The sequence below is a fragment of the Acinetobacter bohemicus ANC 3994 genome, assembly GCF_000367925.1.
Taxonomy (GTDB): domain Bacteria; phylum Pseudomonadota; class Gammaproteobacteria; order Pseudomonadales; family Moraxellaceae; genus Acinetobacter; species Acinetobacter bohemicus.
Genome location: NZ_KB849166.1, coordinates 75,295 through 92,042, shown reverse-complemented (window position 1 = coordinate 92,042; position 16,748 = coordinate 75,295). Strand labels below are relative to the sequence as shown.

Genomic DNA, 16,748 nt, shown 5'->3' with positions numbered 1-16,748 from the left:
TTACTGACACGCTTTAATACGATAAAAACTGAATATAATTCACTTTTTTCTGAATGTTACTAAATCAACAGATTAAGAAAGTCAGCATTTCCATGCTTTAATAACAAGGTTGACTTTAAAGTGATTTACGCGTGTTTTTAAAACCTTCTACGTCAGTTGTTCCTACCCTTGCAGGGGATTATCCCGAATGGCACCGTGGTCGTGAGCATTTTTCATTGTGGTACATTGAAATTGAGCATCCAGAATTATTAGATTATTTAAATCAACTACGTGCAGATTTTTCCAAATTTTTATATACGCCAAATAACCGCCAATTTCATATTACTTTATTTGTCTGTGGCTTTATAACTGAACAAAACCCAATTCTGGATGATGATTTTGGCATTGAAAAACTGCATCAACACATTCAAGATTTAACCCATATTTTTCCCAAGAAAATTCAATTAAAAACGGGCCGTATCAATAGCTTTGAAAGTGCATTATTTGTCGAAATTATTGATGAAAATAATGTACTTTTAAAATTTCGAAATATACTTGGACAAAGTTGCCAAGAAATAGCACCGCTCGACTATTGTCCACATCTAACTTTAGGTTTGTATCATCAAGATTTTAATAGTGATTTAGTTTTTAATCATATTAAAAGCATAGAACAAAAAAGCTTTGAATTTTCAGTAGATCAACTGACATTTGGCACATATCAGGCAAAAATATTACAAGGTCAGCTCTATCCTTTTCAGCAATTTAAATTGGAAAATGCATGATGCAACTTATTTTAGGTGGTGCGCGTTCGGGTAAAAGTCGCCTTGCGGAACAAATAGCGAAAGATTCAAATCTCAACGTGACTTATATTGCAACGGCACAGGCATTCGATCGTGAAATGCAGGCGCGTATTGAACACCATCAAGCGCAACGGCCACAACATTGGACTGTGATTGAAGAGCCTCTATATCTAGCCGATTGTCTAATCGAGTTAGATCAACCTAATCAACTGATTCTTGTCGATTGCCTAACTTTGTGGATGAGCAATTTGTTGATGCATGAAAATGCTGAATTACAGATGCAGCAATGCCAAAAGCTGTTGGATATTTTACCGATCTTGCAAGCAGAAGTTGTTTTAGTCAGTAATGAAACCGGTTTAGGTGTCATCCCGATGGGTGAAATTAGCCGTAAGTTTGTTGATGAATCTGGGCGTTTGCATCAACAGTTAGGGCAAATTGCCGAAAAAGTTATATTTTGTGTTGCGGGTTTTCCCATGATGTTAAAAGGAGAGAAAGAATGAACTGGTGGTTGGATGCATGTAAAACGCCAAGTGCGGAAGCAAAACAATTGGCGGAAGAACGCCAATTACAATTGACCAAACCAACAGGTTCATTATCTGAACTTGAAAATACCGCGGTGCTATTGGCAAGTTTACAAGACAATCCACGTCCAAATGTAGATCGACCTTGGATTACCATTTTTGCTGGCGATCATGGGGTGATGGAAGAAAATATTTCTGCCTATCCACAAGCGGTAACCCGTCAAATGCTACAAAATTTCACCACTGGCGGTGCGTGTATTAGTGTGATTGCCAAAGAATATCATGCAAAGCTGCAAGTGATTGACTGTGGTTCAGTGGGTGAAGCCTATGAATATGCAGGTGTAGAGCGTCATTGTATTATTTCGGGCACAGCGAACTTTGCTAAACAGGTGGCTATGACAGAAGCGCAATGTATAGCAGCGATGGATCTGGGTCGTAAAAGTGTTGAAGACGCGGTTGCTTATGGCGCATCTATTTATGTCGCAGGTGAAATGGGCATTGGCAATACTTGTTCAGCTTCAGCGGTTGCATGCTTTTTATTGAATGAACCCGCAGAACAGTTAACTGGTGTGGGAACGGGTATTCGTGAAGAACAGCTTATTCATAAGAAAAATGTCATTAATCAGGCTTTGGCTTTGCATCAAGATTATGTCACGCAAGATGCCTTTAAAGCATTGTGCGCAGTTGGTGGTTTGGAAATAGCAGCCATAACAGGTGCTTATATCCGCTGTGCCCAACTTGGACTTCCTATAGTGGTTGATGGTTTTATTACGACGGTTTCAGCACTGGTGGCAGTCCGTTTAAATTCAGCAGTGCGTGAGTGGATGTTGTTTGGACACCAGTCAGCAGAATATGGTCATCGTCGATTATTAGAAGAACTTCAGGCAAATCCTTTGCTCAAACTAAACTTACGTTTGGGAGAAGGCAGTGGTGCAGGGGCTTCTTTAGGGCTGATTAAACTGGCATGTAGTCTTCATAATCATATGGCAACTTTTGCAGAAGCTGCGGTGATTGGTGAAAAAGTTTAATTCCAGAATGATTGCATAGGGTATTGCAGATGTTAAAGATTGATCTATTACGGCATGGTGAAACGACTTTAAGTCATACCTTACGGGGTTCTACAGATGATGATTTAACCGAGTTGGGTTGGTCGCAGATGCAGCAAACCATAGATCAGTCTTTACAGGCTTCCATACAACAACAGGCAGCATGGGATGTGATTTTTAGTTCACCATTAAAACGCTGCCGCTTATTTGCCGAAACTGTCGCAGCACAACAGCACAAACCGATTTTTTATGATGCAGATTTACAAGAAATGCATTTTGGGGATTGGGAAGCACTGCCGACTCAAGTCATTTATGAAAATGAACCTGAATTACTGGCAAATTTTTGGCAACAACCAACTGTATTTACGCCGCCCAATGCAGAAAATATGCAAAATTTTCATCAGCGAATCACTAAAAGCATGATCAATATGCAACAACAGATGTTAGAAAATGGTTGGCAACACGCTTTGGTGGTGACACATGGAGGCGTGATTAAGTTGCTTAAATGCATCGCTTTGAATCATAGATTGGATGATATTCTCAAAATGACAGCAGAATTGGGACAACTCAATTCCTTTGTCATTCAAGATAATGCTTCGGTACATTTGCTGAAGGAGGAATAATCATGACGCCATTTTTGATTGCTTTACAGTTTCTGACGACATTTCCGATTCATTTGAAAGAAATGCCAAGCAAACAGCAAAATGGTCAATCTTTACTGTTTTACCCACTGATTGGTTTGATTATTGGTGCAATCTTATTTGTCATAGCTTCATTATTGCATGCACTACCGATTATTTTACTCAGCAGTTTACTTTTAGTGGTTTGGATTTGGCTAACAGGCGGCTTACATCTAGATGGACTAGCGGATACAGCAGATGCTTGGGTCGGTGGTTTTGGCGATAAAGAACGTACTTTAGCAATTATGAAGGACCCAAGTTGCGGGCCAATTGGGGTGCTCAGCTTAATTATTTTATGTTTAATTAAGTGGTCAGCACTATATGTATTATTAGAAAAACAACTTTATTCAGCTCTGTTTTTATTTCCGGTATTGGGGCGTTTAGCACCACTATTTTTATTTTTAACCACGCAATATGTACGTGAAAAAGGCTTAGGTTCTTCGGTTGCAGAATTTATTCCTAAAACTATAGCAGTCATGGTTTTTACACTGTGTTTATTGGCATCTGTCTATTTTTCTTTAGCAGGTATTTTTACGGCAATGGTTTTTATGATGACCTTGGTTTATTTACGGCGTAAATTTATGCAGCGGATTGGTGGTATTACGGGAGATACAGTAGGCGCAAGTATTGAAATTTGTGAAACAGTGAGTGTCTTTAGTTTTGTATTATTAAGTTTTTATTTGCCTATAAATTGGATATAAATTTTCACTCAATTAGGCGTAATTTACATAAAATTACGCCTATATTTAAACTTGAAAATTAATTATAAGTAAGTCACAGTAAATTGAATCATCATGGGTCCAAACAAAACCATAAAAATACCCGCAAGTACCATGGTTAAACAAGCCACTACGCCTTCTTCACGATGCCGCATAAAGGCTTTACTGGTTCCAAAACCGTGTGCAGAATTCCCCAATGAAGCCCCTTGGGCAAATTGTGAATTAAGCTTTAAGCCAAGTAAAATAAGATCACCTATAGCAACACCAACGATGCCCGTAATCATGGTGAATAAAATCACCAGTTCAACCGATCCACCAATATTTGAAGTCAGTTCCATGGCAAAAGGTGTGGAAATAGAACGTGCCATTAAACTGTAGGATGTTTCTGAGTTAAAACTAAATAACTTTGCCAAATAAAATGAACTCACCACACCAGCAAACATGCCAATGATAATGCCCAAACTGATTGCAAGCGCATGCTCTTTAATCACTTGTCGATATTCATAAATAGGAATAGCAAACGCAATTGTTGCAGGACCAAGCATCCAGATGATCCATTGGCTTTCAATCATGTAAGTCTCGTAGGACACATGAAATATCAGCATAAATACAATGATAATAAAGGGTACCAAAATTCCAGGCGCTAAAAGCATATAGGGGTATTTTTTATGGAGCTTTTTAACCAATACATAGCAGATGAATGTGCCAACAAAGCATAGCATTGCAATTAAATTCATCTTATTTTTCCTGCTTTATTGGTGGGTTAGAATAAAATTTCTGCTTTAACAAAGCTTCTAATTTAAAGCCGAAATACACGCTATATGCTGTTGTAAGCATCACGCAGATTGTGCCTATAGATACAGCCAGAACCAGTTGCCAACCTTGAGTTAAAAAAAGATCTTTATATTTAATAATGCCAACCACACATGGAACAAATAATAAAACCAACTCGCCCAAAATAAAATCTGATCCTGTTTTAATCCATTGCAACTTAAATATGCCACTTAACAACGCCAATAAAACCAGCAAAAGTCCTATTACACCGGCAGAGATCGGTAAATTAAGTTGCTGTTGAATTATGGATGCGATCCACCAAATCACGATAAGTAAACTCAGTTGTAGAACCACTTGAACCAGATGGTGCAACTTGGGAGGAAGTGCGGAAGTAGACATATTAAGTTGATCTAAAAGCTTGGGATTATTTTAGGTTTGACCAGATCACTATATTATGAATAATAAAAAAAAGATTATGCCTAAATGGAATGTTTTGTGGATATTAAAAGTCTGACTATGTTTGTAAAAATTGTGCAGCTACAAAGTTTTACACGGACAGCAGAGGAAATGTGTGTCACTCAACCTACAATCAGCAAAGCCATCCATCATTTAGAACAAGAAATGGGCGTACCGCTATTTCATAAAGGTCAGGCAGGGCGAAAAAGAGATGTGGCCTTGACTTATATGGGTGAGCAAATTTATCAACATGCTTTGGTGATACTTGAACAACAACAACGCATATTTGAAACCGTGGCTCAAGTTCGTCATCTTAAACAAGGAAAATTAATATTAGGCTTACCACCTTTAGGTTCGGTATTGCTAAGTACCTTAATTGCTAAATTTCATAAGCAATATCCAAATATAGAGCTGAGTTTTTTAGAAGTGGGCGCAACGGGTATTGAAGATGCTATTTTGGCGAAAACCATTGATGTCGGTATTTTATTGGGTCACTTAAAGCCAATCTTAAGCGGCATTCCTATTATGGATTCGCCCTTATGTTTACTTTCACGTAAAGAAAGCCACTGGAAAGACCGAAAAAGTATTTCTTTGATTGAATTAAAAGAAGAATCTTTTTTACTGTATGCGGATACTTTTAGCTTAAATCATATGATTATACGCGCTGCAAACGATGTCGGTTTTGAACCAAAGGTGGTGTGTAAAAGCAGTCAATGGGACTTTATTGCAAAAATGGTTGAATCTGATGTTGGAATAGCATTATTACCGAAAATTTATTGTGAACAATTAGATCAGGAAAAATATAATATTAGTGTTCTGCAAAACCCAAATTTAAACTGGACCTTAAGCATGGCATGGAATACCACAGTTGCAATGAGTCCTGCGACACGAGCATGGTTAAAAATAATTGAAGAAAATCAGGATCAGATTCACTTCTAATCATGCTTTATAAAATAAATAAAGTGTGCTGATATGTTGAATTGTAAGGGCTTTATTGGTCATTGTTGCACACTATTTACCACAGCCCCAAAATCTAAAATAAAATTTATAAACAATTTGGGGGTTTAGGAATACCTGCCAAACGGCTTAAATGACGCGCTACCAAGCCAGTATTAAATTGCTCTTGCAACACAGCATTATTAATGTCCGCACTGACCGTTTTCATCAGGAATTTAATTAGTGGGCGAGTCGCAGGTGAATGACCAAACTGGGCGTAAAATTGGCGTACTGCATGTAAGATTTCAAAATGCCATGCGGTTAGTTTTAAATTCAGGCTACTGGCTAATTCTTGCGCCACAGCTTCATTCCAAATCGTATAATCGATTAAGTGACCATCTTGATCGAGTTCTAAATTCATCATTAATCTCAAATTAGTTCAAACGAATACAACGGGTATGAGTTAAGCAAATATCTGCAAATTCAGCATAAGAAATAATCTGCATATTCTTTACGTCTTGACCCGCTAAAATTTCTGCATCGGTATCAAGTACATAAATACAATTTAATTGTTGCAAAAAAGGCAGCTCAAGCTGTAAAACAGATTCACCCATTAAAATTACGCTATCTTCAGGGCTATACATTTTTTCTAATTTTGCCACTACAGCGGGAGTCGCTGAAAAATTACTTTGCAGCAAATATAAGCTTTTATTTGACATGATTATTTTACTCTTCTACCAATACAGTACAAAATCAAAACTTTGAATGAACTCGTGATTAAGCTCAATAAACTCGATATCCTGTTGCGCTTGAGTCACAAAGTAAGCATCTTTATGCTGATTTTCAACCAAAACTGGGGTGAGATCGTAAAATTCAAAGCTATCGACCATATTCGACGCTATTTTAAATGCATATTTCATTTGTTCAAATTGTAATTCTGAATTTAATAAACTCAAAGCCCCATCTTGCAGTAAGACTTTGACTTCACAGCCAAAAGTCGCCAGAACCATGGTTGCCGATAGACTTTCATGCACGTGTAAGTTAACAAGATTGGCTTGAGTTAGAATGACGAGTACAGATTTCACACAATTAACCTTTTAAAAGCAACAAATTCAAAAAAATAACATCTTAGAATTGAATAAGACGTTGTGTTGACTGCACTGCATCGGCAAGTTCGCCCAACCCAACCAATTCAAAACCCTGAGCAAGGTTGTGTTGGCTAATCTGATGTCGTTTTGCATTTTCTTGATCGGTAATACCGCGAGCCAATGCAGCACTGACACAAACGGGTAAGCGAATGGCTAACTTTTGCCATTCTTGGGTCAAATTACGTTGGTCATCAGGAACCCACTGTAAAGCATTCGCTACGGAAACCCCGTCTTGATAGAAAAAAACGCGAAATGCTTGGTTTTTAGTGTATAAGGCTTGTGCTAAGCCAAGCGCATGCCAAGCATAGATCGAGGTTGGTGCGGAGGTAATTAGTAATAAGGTACTCATCGAAATTCACTTTAGGAATGCCCAATCCAATGTTGATGCATCCAAACTTCATAAGAAAAAGGTAGTATACAATGATTTTAGTCACTGGTGGTTTAGGCTTTATAGGTTCGCATATTGCTTTAAGCCTAATGGCTCAAGGGCAAGAAGTCATTATTGTGGATAATTTATCCAATGCAAATTTACAAACATTAGAACGACTCGAATATATTTCAGGCCGATATGTGCCATTTGTCAAAATTGATATTAGAAATACGCCTGCTTTAAATAAAGTTTTTGAACAATATTCGATAGAAGCTGTCATTCATACGGCTGGTTTTAAATCGATAGAAGAATCTGCGCTTAAGCCACTGGAATATTATAACGATAATGTCAGTTGTATTATGAGCTTACTGCGTGCTATGCAGCGTACAGGCATCCGAACATTCATCCATTTGTCCAGTTTGGCGGTCTATGGACAGTCAAGTTTAACTCTGTCGGAAGATACACCATTTAAATATGCTTATCCCAATCCGTATATCAAGTCACAACAAATGATTGAAGAAATTATACGAGATACAGCGCTGACCGATAGTGAATGGAAAATTGCAATTTTAAGACTAAGTAATATTGCGGGTGCATTTGAACATGCTGTGTTAGGTGAGTTTGTTGCGCCATTGCCTAAAAATATTATTCCTTTGGCGTTACAAGTTGCAGCAGGGCAACGCGAATATATTGAACTGCGTCAGCAAGCCCAAACCATCGATCATACGGCTGAACGGGGTTTTTTACATGTGTTAGATAGTTGTGATGCCATTATTGCAGCTTTAGAGTGGTTAAGAGGTCAACAATATGTCTGCGAAGCCTTTAATATTTCAGGGCAAAGTATTTCGATTGCTGCTCTGCTAAAGGAAATCTCCAAAGTCACTCAAGTCGAAATTAAAACCATTGAGGCGCAATTTTATCCCGCTGCTGAACTGGATCAGATTGGTGCAAGCTCAGAAAAAGCACATCAAATTTTAAAATGGCAACCTAAACGCAACATCAGCAAAATTATAGAAGATGCTTGGCGCTTTTATCAACAAACATTAATAGGACGTTAGAACGCTTTGGATGTTAGAATGTTATGTAAATAATAATCATTTACAATTATAATTTGTTTGATTAAGATAATTAAATGTGTCAAAACATAATGAAAGAGCAAAGTTATAAAATTACAGGGAAATGAGGTTAATCATGCAAACACGTATTGAACATGACACGATGGGCGAGGTTGAAGTTCCGAGTGAGGCAATGTGGGGCGCGCAAACACAGCGTAGTTTGCAAAACTTTAAAATTGGCCAAGAGCGTTTACCACGACCGATGATTCGGGCGATGGGTTTAGTCAAAAAAGCGGCTGCTATGACCAATGCCGAATTGGATCAAATCCCTCATGAATTGTCACATTATATTGTGGATGCGGCAGAAGAAGTGATCTCGGGTGATTGGGATGCACAGTTCCCATTGGTGGTATGGCAAACAGGTTCTGGTACGCAAAGTAATATGAACTGTAATGAAGTGATTGCCAACATTGCCAATCAAAAACTGGGGAATCCTTTGGGTTCGCAAAAACCAGTACATCCCAATGACCATGTGAACCGTGCGCAATCAACCAATGACTCATTTCCAACTGCCATTCATGTGGCAGCCAGTTTACAAATCAATGAATTACTAATTCCTGCCGTCACACATTTACGCGATACTTTGGCGGCTAAAGCTCAAGAATTTTCTGATATTGTGAAAATAGGTCGTACCCATTTACAAGATGCAACGCCATTAACACTGGGTCAGGAATTTAGTGGCTATGTTTCTCAGCTTGATCATGGTTTAAAACGTTTAGATTATGCCTTATTGGGTTTATATGAGTTACCTTTAGGTGGTACGGCAGTTGGAACTGGGTTAAATGCTCATCCTGATTATGCGGTAAAAGCAGCAGCACAATTGGCAACATTAACAGATTTACCTTTTGTGACTGCACCCAATAAATTTGAAGCTTTAGCAGGGCGTGATGCCGCAGTTTTTGCGTCAGGTGCTTTAAAAACTTTAGCTGCTAGCTTAAATAAAATTGCCAATGATATTCGTTGGTTAGCCAGTGGTCCTCGTTGTGGTTTTGGTGAGATTCGGATTCCTGAAAATGAACCGGGTTCAAGCATTATGCCGGGTAAAGTGAATCCAACTCAAAGTGAAGCCATGACTATGGTGGTTGCCCAAGTGCTGGGGAATGATACGACCATTAATGTCGCTGGTGCTTCTGGTAACTTCGAGCTAAATGTCTTTATGCCAGTCATTGCATTTAACTTATTACAATCCATTCAGTTGCTGGGTGATGCATGTAATAGTTTCAATGATCATTGTGCTGAAGGGATTGAACCTAACCGTGAAAAAATTGATTATTTCCTACATAACTCACTCATGCTGGTTACTGCTTTAAACCCTGTAATTGGTTATGAAAATGCCGCGAAAGTAGCAAAAACAGCCTATAAAGAAGGTAAGACTTTGAAACAAGTGGCTGTTGAATTGAACTTAGTGACCGCAGAACAGTTTGATGCCGTGGTGATTCCTGAAAATATGGTTTCACCTAACAGCAAATAATCATTTGATGGCTTGAAGTTTTATCAATTGATCATCAGTGGTTTTTATCTCATACATAAGTGCGTACAATATACGTTGAAATTAACTGCTGATGATTGATTATGCTTGATGTTTATTTAACGGATGTTCAGAAAAAGGTGCAATTTAAGGATTATCCGGGTGAGCATCCTGTTAAATTTATTTTGAATTTTAAAAAGATTTTTCCGAGTATTATGGAACTTCTTCTTCCTGTTCTTCCAGATGATGAAAATTTGGATGAAATGACTTGGGAATCAACCACAGAAGATTTTGAGTTGTTCAAATTATTATTAACCGGTTGGGGCGTAATTGAATTACGTTTAAATGCTATTTCTCAATTTAAAAATAAGAATTATGCAGATCAATTGGTTAAAACTGCGCAACAAAAGCGTAAGGCATTTGCTAAAACCAATAAAAAATTGAAAGCAGTCGAATTGGATTATTTATTTATGCACGAAATTCATGCATTGATTGATGCCGAATTGGTTGAAATTGGTGAAAAATTCTATTTACCGACTTTACGTGATCTTTGGAAGAATAAAGTATCGCAAAGCATTTTGAATGCAAAATTCTAAAATTCAATAAAATGTTGTAAAAATCCTCCAAAATTGGAGGATTTTTTAATATTATTTTGCGGTTAATCAAGATGTTAAAATTAAATAGAATATTTTATATAAAAAATTAAAGATTTAATTATCAATAAAATGTACTAGATATTGGAATTATTATTGCATATGGTATGACGACAACACCTTTGCATGTGTACTGTTATGAAAGTTGATATTTCACATTTTCTTAATAGTGTTTGCTGGTTGTTTAAAATCTTCCCGAGGAAATATCACAGGATTTCATTAAATGTCGAATCAATTTTTAGATTTAATTAATAAACGCCGTACAATTTATGCAGTGGGTAAAAATGTAGAGCAAAGCCCAGAACATTTAACTGATTTGATTCAACATGCGATTAAGCAAAGTCCATCATCGTTTAACTCACAATCATCACGTGCCGTCATTTTATTTAATGCTGAGCATGAAAAATTTTGGGGCTTTGTGAAAGAAAAATTGAAATCTTATGCAAAAGATGCCGACGCTGCGGCAAAAACCGATGCCAAAATGGATAGCTTTGCAGCAGGTGTGGGTACGGTTTTATTTTTTGAAGATCTAGATGTGATTAAAGGCTTGCAAGAGCAGTTTCCATCTTATGCAGATAATTTTCCAGTGTGGGCAGAACATTCAACGGCAATTGCACAGTTTGCCACTTGGACTGCATTACATACGGACGGCTTAGGTGCTTCACTTCAGCATTACAACCCAATTGTCGATGAACAAGTACATGCAGAATGGGATATTCCTGCAAGCTGGAAACTTCGTGCCCAGTTGGTTTTTGGTTCTGTTGAAGGTGAAGCGAAAGACAAATCTTATATAGATGATGCTGTGCGTTTTAAAGTCTTCAAATAATTTGAGTCTTTAACCCTACAATAAGAATTAAGCTATTTAAATCAAACGCCTGATGTCTTTCATCGGGTGTTTGATATTTTAAGGCGAGGTACAGTGTTCATCGATTGCAAATTGCTATTCAGTCAGATGAAGGCATTACACCAAATCATTTATAGTGAATTGGCGCATCTGACCTGTTTAAACTTTGATTATGGATAAAAGTCTATTTGCTTTGTTTACGATAGACACTTGGACGTATAGGACGGCTACTTTTCCATAAGCCTTTTTTCTGCTTTTTGGCTTTGTCTTGCAGTGACATCATATAGTGCAGGTGTTTTTTATCTTTGATGTATTCTTCATACACCCAAGCTGCACCACGTTTGACCATCTCTTCATTCATACTTTTACGATAGCGGTAAATGACCCCCACGCAGCGCCCATAACGGTCAATATCGGTAATTTTTACCCGAACCCATTTTTGGTGCACCATGCTTTTAATCAGACGTGCTGACTCTTTGCCATAAGCTTGACTTGATTCAGGGGCATCGACGTAGGCAAAACGTAATTTGGTTTCTGAACGTCGGAAGTTTAAGCGATGGCAGGTAAGGGTATCGCCATCACTAATGGCAGTGACGCGGCAATAATAGCTTTTTCCCTTTTTAAAAGGCTTAAAAAAAATACTTAAAAAAGTATAAATTTTGCGGAAAATAAATAAAAAAATTAGACAACAGATGAAGCCTAAAACCATAAGCCAAACAGGGGAGAGATTTGCCAACATAAAAGAAAACTTTGTTGAAATTAGTTTGAAAAATTCAGTCTAAATTCAGCAATAAACAGAGAGAAATGAAGTATTAGTTTAATTGAAATCGTAAAAAATAAGAGCTGAATAAATAGGCAAATGATGCTGCAAGTATTGTTAATTCAGCATTTCGACTATTTAAACAACAAGTTCAATGTGAAATAAAAGCTCAAGGTAAAATAAACAAAAGAAAGCAAGAATTGTCATTTAAAATAATCGAAGTAAATTGAGCAATCACACACAAATAGCCTAAGCAAAAATTTTTAAAATTTCATTTCTTAAAAACGTATGCCTTGCATTTTCCTGCAAATCTTTATGCCAATACATGCCTATATTAATATTCGGCAGTTCTACAGGTACCTCAAAAATATTTAAACCTTCTGCCGTGTGTAAATGAGCCAGCATATTTTTAGGGATGGTCAAAAGAATAGCGGCTTGTTGCGCTAAAATTTGTAAAGCTGTTGAATAATGTTGGCAGCGTAAAAAAATCTGACGAGAGAATTGTTTACGATTTAAATAAATATCCTCAACCAGTACACCTGTACGTCGTGAAGAAACACCGATATGTGGCAAGGCAAAATAAATTTCAGCCGTCATACTTTGCTGCTGAGTACAGACGACAAATTGGTCTTGTACCAATGTTTTAAATTGAATTTTATCAGTAAAATTTTGTTCTAAATCAATGACAAAATCGATTTGTTGCGTGGCCAGATCGGTTAGCACATTTTTACGGTCTAATTTAATACTGGAAAATTGCACCTCTAAATTGAGTTGATGAAAATGCTCAACCAGTTTCGGCAAAATAATCGGTTCAATTTCATCATGAATGGCTATTTTGAGTGTTTGTACCATGCTTGGGTCAAAACTTTGCTTTTGTAGAGAAATACTTTGAATCGCAAACAAGGCATTTTTAATGACAGGATAAATCCGTTCAGCAAATGGTGTAGGCAACATTTGACTGCCAGCACGGACAAATAAATCATCCTGCAAATGTTGTCGTAGTCGTTGCAGGGCATGACTGGCTGCGGACTGACCAATACAGAGTAACTGGGCAGATTTAGAAATACTTTTTTGTTCAAAAATGGCAATAAATAATGGATATAAATTGATGTCAATTTTATGAAAGACAGCCATGTCTAAAATGTCTTTATGATGAATATTATTCATAGTGGAGTATGGAATTAAATCATTTTATTCATAATAGTTTTCAGGTTATGTTGTTGTAAAGCGAAGTTAGCATAATATTTTAAGGGATCATAAGATGTTTGAATTGTCAGCACGTGCGCAAGATTATATTGAACGGACGAAAGCCTTTATAAAAAATGAAATTGAACCGATTGAGACTGACTTTTGGAATGAAGTTCATGAGCTAAATCAAGGTGGGGATTGGACTAAATGGCAATGGCCCACACAAATAGAAGCCCTAAAAAGTAAAGCCAAAGTAGCAGGGCTTTGGAATATGTTTTTGCCTGATGCTGAATTAGGTCAGGGCTTATCTGTTCAAGAATACGCACATATTGCTGAACTTACAGGCCGCAGTTTAATTGCTCCAACCGTGTTTAATTGCAATGCACCTGACAGTGGTAATATGGAAGTATTGTGGCGTTACGGCAGTGAAGCACAAAAACAACAATGGTTAATGCCACTATTAGATGGAAAAATCCGTTCAGTATTTTGTATGACTGAACCTGAGGTTGCTTCAAGTGATGCAACCAATATGCAAGCTACAGCAGTCGTCGTTGGTGATGAAATTGTTTTAAATGGTCGTAAATGGTGGTCGTCAGGTTTAGGTGACCCAAACGCAAAAATCATTATTTTTATGGCTCATACACCAGATGAAACCAAAGATCGTCATCATCAACATTCCATGGTTTTAGTTCCTGTTGAAACGGCAGGCGTTAAAATTGAACGTATGTTGCCTGTATTTGGTGATTATGATGCACCACATGGTCACGGCGAAATTAGTTTCGATAATGTTCGTGTCCCTGTGACCAATTTTATTGGTGGCGCAGGTCAAGGTTTTGAAATTGCCCAAGGACGTTTAGGGCCTGGACGTATTCACCATTGCATGCGTTGTATTGGTGCTGCGGAAAAATCGTTAGAGTTGATGATTGACCGTGGGATGAGCCGCACTGCTTTTGGTCAAGAAATTCTTAAATTGGGTGGCAATTTAGAACGTGTTGCAGAAGCACGAGTTGCGATTGATCAAGCACGTTTATTGACTTTGTATGCTGCTTATAAAATGGATACTTTAGGCAACATGGCCGCTTTAACTGAAATTTCTGCCATTAAAGTGGTTGCGCCTAGTGTGCTGGAAAAAGTGGTTGATATGGCCATTCAGATTCATGGTGGTGCAGGGGTTTCACGTGATACACCTTTAACCGGTTTCTTTGCTCAAGCACGTAGCCTACGTTTAGCCGATGGCCCAGATGAAGTACATAAAGGCATGATTGCTAAACTTGAATTGGCAAAACGTGGTTACAGTTCACGTCGTAAGTCAGATTAAAAAATATAAATGATGCTAGATAAGACCTCTTACAATTTTGCTTAAATTTTTCTGTTTATGCAGGAAAATTAACAAGGTATAAATGAAGTAAGAAGTCTTTTTTAAATTGAAGATTTAGGGAAATAAGAATGTCAGTGATTGATGTTGGCGGAAATGTTCGTGAAGGCGAAGAACTTGATATCGTTGCGGTAGAAAATTGGCTTAAAACACAAGGTGTTGATCTACAAGGTCAAGTTGAAGTGACTCAATACTCAGGTGGTGCTTCCAATTGGACCTACCGTTTAAAATATGACAATACTGATTTAATTCTACGTCGCCCCCCAAAAGGCACTAAAGCTAAATCTGCCCATGATATGGCACGTGAATATCATGTACAAAAAAATCTGGCGCCTTTTTATTCAGCATTGCCTGAAATGGTTGCACTGTGTCAGGACGAGTCCGTTATTGGCTGCGACTTCTATGTGATGAAACGCATCAAAGGGATTATTCCTCGTGCAAAACTACCCCCTGAATTGCAATTTGATGAAGCCGATGTACATCAACTTTGTACCAATGTTATTGATAAACTGATTGAATTACACCAAGTACCCTATCAAGGGACTGAACTTGAACAATTAGGCAAAGGCGACGGTTATTGTCGTCGTCAGGTTGAAGGGTGGGATGCTCGCTATGCAAAAGCCCATACGCTTAATGTGCCTTCATTTAAGTTCGTGCGCAAATGGCTACATGACAATATTCCTCCAGACTCTAAAACCTGCATTATTCATAATGATTGGCGTTTTGATAATGTGATTTTAGATCCCAAAAATCCAACTGAAGTGATTGGTGTTTTGGATTGGGAAATGGCGACTTTGGGTGATCCATTGATGGATTTAGGTTCTGCTTTGGCTTATTGGGTAGAAGAAACAGACCATCACATTTTTAAGTCTACACGCCGTCAACCCACAAATTTAAAAGGCATGTTTACACGTAAAGAAGTGGTTAAATATTATTTAGATAAAACAGGTTTACACACTGATAATTGGACTTTTTATGAAGTGTTCGGTATTTTCCGTTTAGCGGTCATTGCGCAGCAAATTTACTATCGTTACTATCATAAGCAAACCAATAATCCTGCATTTAAGGACTTTTGGATCGTGATTCATGCCTTACATATTCGTGCCTTAAAACTTATTGGCAAACAAAAATTCGAAGCCAATGAAATTGCACAAAAATATATATCCAAACTACAGGAAATTTTAGCGAAATGACCACAATTTATCTGATTCGTCACGGGCAAGCTTCTTTTGGTGCAGAAAGTTATGACAAACTTTCTCCGAATGGTGAATTACAGGCAAAATTATTAGGTCAGTATTTTAATAAGATTCTAAAAGAAGAACCCTATGTTGTGGCAGGTTCGATGCAACGACATCAACAAACGGCAAATCTAGCTTTGGCTGAATGTTTCCCAGAAGCCAGTATCGTGACTGACCATGCTTGGAATGAGTTTAATCATCAACAAGTTTTTGCCCAGTATGAACCGCGTTTTAATGAACCACATTTACTTAAAGCAGATGTGGAAAATGAAACCAATCCACGTGCTTATTTAGCCAAAATTTTTGAAGGTGCGATTGAACGCTGGACGGGGGGTGACTATCACCATGAATATGATGAGTCTTGGCCCGATTTTAAAAATCGTGTGGAAACAGCACTGCAAAATTTAAGTGATGAACTTGCAAAAACCAAACCTCGTTATGCGGTGGTCTTTACATCGGGTGGTGTGATTTCAGTAGCGGCAGGTAAATTACTTGAGTTAAGTGCAAATCGTACTTTTGCTTTAAATTGGGCGATTACCAATACCAGTATGACCACATTACGTTTGGTTGGAAATGAACCTCAACTCCTGAGCTTAAATGAACATCATTTTATAAAAGTTGAAGACTCTCAATTGCTTACATGGATTTGATTGTAGAAAAATAGGAAAAATAAACCAC

At 37.6% G+C, this 16,748-nt stretch carries 21 protein-coding genes; 13 read left to right on the top strand and 8 right to left on the bottom strand.

Going from position 1 to position 16,748, the window contains the following annotated elements; translation table 11 throughout:
- Positions 1 to 131 precede the first annotated feature (131 nt).
- From F994_RS06615 to F994_RS06595, 5 genes are read left to right on the top strand one after another with little or no spacing between them, the layout of a single operon-like run.
- Positions 132 to 761, top strand: coding sequence for a 2'-5' RNA ligase family protein (locus tag F994_RS06615; RefSeq protein WP_004649459.1), 630 nt, complete (start codon positions 132 to 134; stop codon positions 759 to 761).
- Positions 758 to 1,279 carry a bifunctional adenosylcobinamide kinase/adenosylcobinamide-phosphate guanylyltransferase gene (gene cobU, locus F994_RS06610; RefSeq protein ID WP_004649458.1) on the top strand — a complete coding sequence of 174 codons (522 nt, stop codon included), beginning with the start codon at positions 758 to 760 and terminating at the stop codon, positions 1,277 to 1,279. Before F994_RS06615 ends, cobU begins: the two co-directional genes overlap by 4 nt.
- Entirely contained in the window at positions 1,276 to 2,328 is a 1,053-nt protein-coding gene (cobT, locus tag F994_RS06605) for a nicotinate-nucleotide--dimethylbenzimidazole phosphoribosyltransferase (RefSeq protein ID WP_004649457.1), read from the top strand. Before cobU ends, cobT begins: the two co-directional genes overlap by 4 nt.
- A 29-nt stretch (positions 2,329 to 2,357) precedes the next feature.
- Complete coding sequence (locus tag F994_RS06600) at positions 2,358 to 2,969, top strand: histidine phosphatase family protein (protein WP_004649456.1); 612 nt, start codon at positions 2,358 to 2,360, stop codon at positions 2,967 to 2,969.
- 2 nt (positions 2,970 to 2,971) lie between these two features.
- Positions 2,972 to 3,727: an adenosylcobinamide-GDP ribazoletransferase gene (locus tag F994_RS06595; protein ID WP_004649455.1), complete on the top strand. Its 756-nt coding sequence runs from the start codon at positions 2,972 to 2,974 to the stop codon at positions 3,725 to 3,727.
- Between the two features lie 62 nt (positions 3,728 to 3,789).
- Here F994_RS06595 and F994_RS06590 read toward each other — a convergent pair whose 3' ends face one another.
- The gene (locus F994_RS06590) at positions 3,790 to 4,482 is read right to left on the bottom strand and encodes an LrgB family protein (protein ID WP_004649453.1); all 693 of its coding nucleotides are present in this window, start codon (positions 4,480 to 4,482) and stop codon (positions 3,790 to 3,792) included.
- A gap of 1 nt (position 4,483) precedes the next feature.
- Positions 4,484 to 4,918 (bottom strand): CidA/LrgA family protein, encoded by a 435-nt coding sequence (locus F994_RS06585; RefSeq protein ID WP_004649452.1) that lies wholly within the window; start codon positions 4,916 to 4,918, stop codon positions 4,484 to 4,486.
- A 96-nt stretch (positions 4,919 to 5,014) separates the two neighbouring features.
- On the opposite strand from F994_RS06585, the gene F994_RS06580 reads away from it, so the two are divergent.
- On the top strand, positions 5,015 to 5,914 hold the full coding sequence (locus tag F994_RS06580; protein ID WP_034696846.1) for a LysR family transcriptional regulator: 900 nt from the start codon (positions 5,015 to 5,017) through the stop codon (positions 5,912 to 5,914).
- Between the two features lie 106 nt (positions 5,915 to 6,020).
- Here F994_RS06580 and F994_RS06575 read toward each other — a convergent pair whose 3' ends face one another.
- Genes F994_RS06575 through tusD form a run of 4 tightly spaced genes read right to left on the bottom strand, consistent with a single transcriptional unit; the run spans position 6,021 to position 7,408 of the window.
- Positions 6,021 to 6,332, bottom strand: coding sequence for a TusE/DsrC/DsvC family sulfur relay protein (locus F994_RS06575; protein WP_004649450.1), 312 nt, complete (start codon positions 6,330 to 6,332; stop codon positions 6,021 to 6,023).
- A gap of 13 nt (positions 6,333 to 6,345) precedes the next feature.
- Positions 6,346 to 6,630 carry a hypothetical protein gene (locus tag F994_RS06570; protein WP_004649449.1) on the bottom strand — a complete coding sequence of 95 codons (285 nt, stop codon included), beginning with the start codon at positions 6,628 to 6,630 and terminating at the stop codon, positions 6,346 to 6,348.
- Positions 6,631 to 6,645: 15 nt separating this feature from the next.
- Positions 6,646 to 6,996, bottom strand: a complete 351-nt coding sequence (locus F994_RS06565) for a hypothetical protein (RefSeq protein ID WP_004649448.1) — start codon at positions 6,994 to 6,996, stop codon at positions 6,646 to 6,648.
- Positions 6,997 to 7,039: 43 nt separating this feature from the next.
- Complete coding sequence (tusD, locus tag F994_RS06560; protein WP_004649446.1) at positions 7,040 to 7,408, bottom strand: sulfurtransferase complex subunit TusD; 369 nt, start codon at positions 7,406 to 7,408, stop codon at positions 7,040 to 7,042.
- A 71-nt stretch (positions 7,409 to 7,479) separates the two neighbouring features.
- Between tusD and F994_RS06555 the strand changes: the two genes are divergently transcribed.
- From F994_RS06555 to F994_RS06540, 4 genes are all read left to right on the top strand, one after another.
- Positions 7,480 to 8,487, top strand: coding sequence for an NAD-dependent epimerase/dehydratase family protein (locus F994_RS06555; RefSeq protein ID WP_004649445.1), 1,008 nt, complete (start codon positions 7,480 to 7,482; stop codon positions 8,485 to 8,487).
- A gap of 133 nt (positions 8,488 to 8,620) precedes the next feature.
- Positions 8,621 to 10,015 carry a class II fumarate hydratase gene (fumC, locus tag F994_RS06550; protein ID WP_004649444.1) on the top strand — a complete coding sequence of 465 codons (1,395 nt, stop codon included), beginning with the start codon at positions 8,621 to 8,623 and terminating at the stop codon, positions 10,013 to 10,015.
- A gap of 101 nt (positions 10,016 to 10,116) precedes the next feature.
- The gene (locus F994_RS06545) at positions 10,117 to 10,608 is read left to right on the top strand and encodes a hypothetical protein (protein WP_004649443.1); all 492 of its coding nucleotides are present in this window, start codon (positions 10,117 to 10,119) and stop codon (positions 10,606 to 10,608) included.
- A 280-nt stretch (positions 10,609 to 10,888) separates the two neighbouring features.
- Positions 10,889 to 11,491: a nitroreductase family protein gene (locus F994_RS06540; protein ID WP_004649442.1), complete on the top strand. Its 603-nt coding sequence runs from the start codon at positions 10,889 to 10,891 to the stop codon at positions 11,489 to 11,491.
- Positions 11,492 to 11,693: 202 nt separating this feature from the next.
- Here F994_RS06540 and F994_RS06535 read toward each other — a convergent pair whose 3' ends face one another.
- Together F994_RS06535 and F994_RS06530 are read right to left on the bottom strand one after the other, a co-directional pair.
- Complete coding sequence (locus tag F994_RS06535) at positions 11,694 to 12,248, bottom strand: thermonuclease family protein (RefSeq protein WP_004649440.1); 555 nt, start codon at positions 12,246 to 12,248, stop codon at positions 11,694 to 11,696.
- A 270-nt stretch (positions 12,249 to 12,518) separates the two neighbouring features.
- The gene (locus F994_RS06530; protein WP_004649439.1) at positions 12,519 to 13,436 is read right to left on the bottom strand and encodes a LysR family transcriptional regulator; all 918 of its coding nucleotides are present in this window, start codon (positions 13,434 to 13,436) and stop codon (positions 12,519 to 12,521) included.
- 94 nt (positions 13,437 to 13,530) lie between these two features.
- Between F994_RS06530 and F994_RS06525 the strand changes: the two genes are divergently transcribed.
- From F994_RS06525 to F994_RS06515, 3 genes are all read left to right on the top strand, one after another.
- A complete protein-coding gene (locus tag F994_RS06525; RefSeq protein ID WP_004649438.1) occupies positions 13,531 to 14,775 on the top strand; it encodes an acyl-CoA dehydrogenase family protein in 1,245 nt (414 codons plus the stop codon).
- Positions 14,776 to 14,903: 128 nt separating this feature from the next.
- Positions 14,904 to 16,025, top strand: coding sequence for a phosphotransferase family protein (locus F994_RS06520; RefSeq protein ID WP_004649437.1), 1,122 nt, complete (start codon positions 14,904 to 14,906; stop codon positions 16,023 to 16,025).
- A complete protein-coding gene (locus F994_RS06515; protein WP_004649436.1) occupies positions 16,022 to 16,720 on the top strand; it encodes a histidine phosphatase family protein in 699 nt (232 codons plus the stop codon). Before F994_RS06520 ends, F994_RS06515 begins: the two co-directional genes overlap by 4 nt.
- The last annotated feature ends 28 nt before the right edge of the window (positions 16,721 to 16,748 follow it).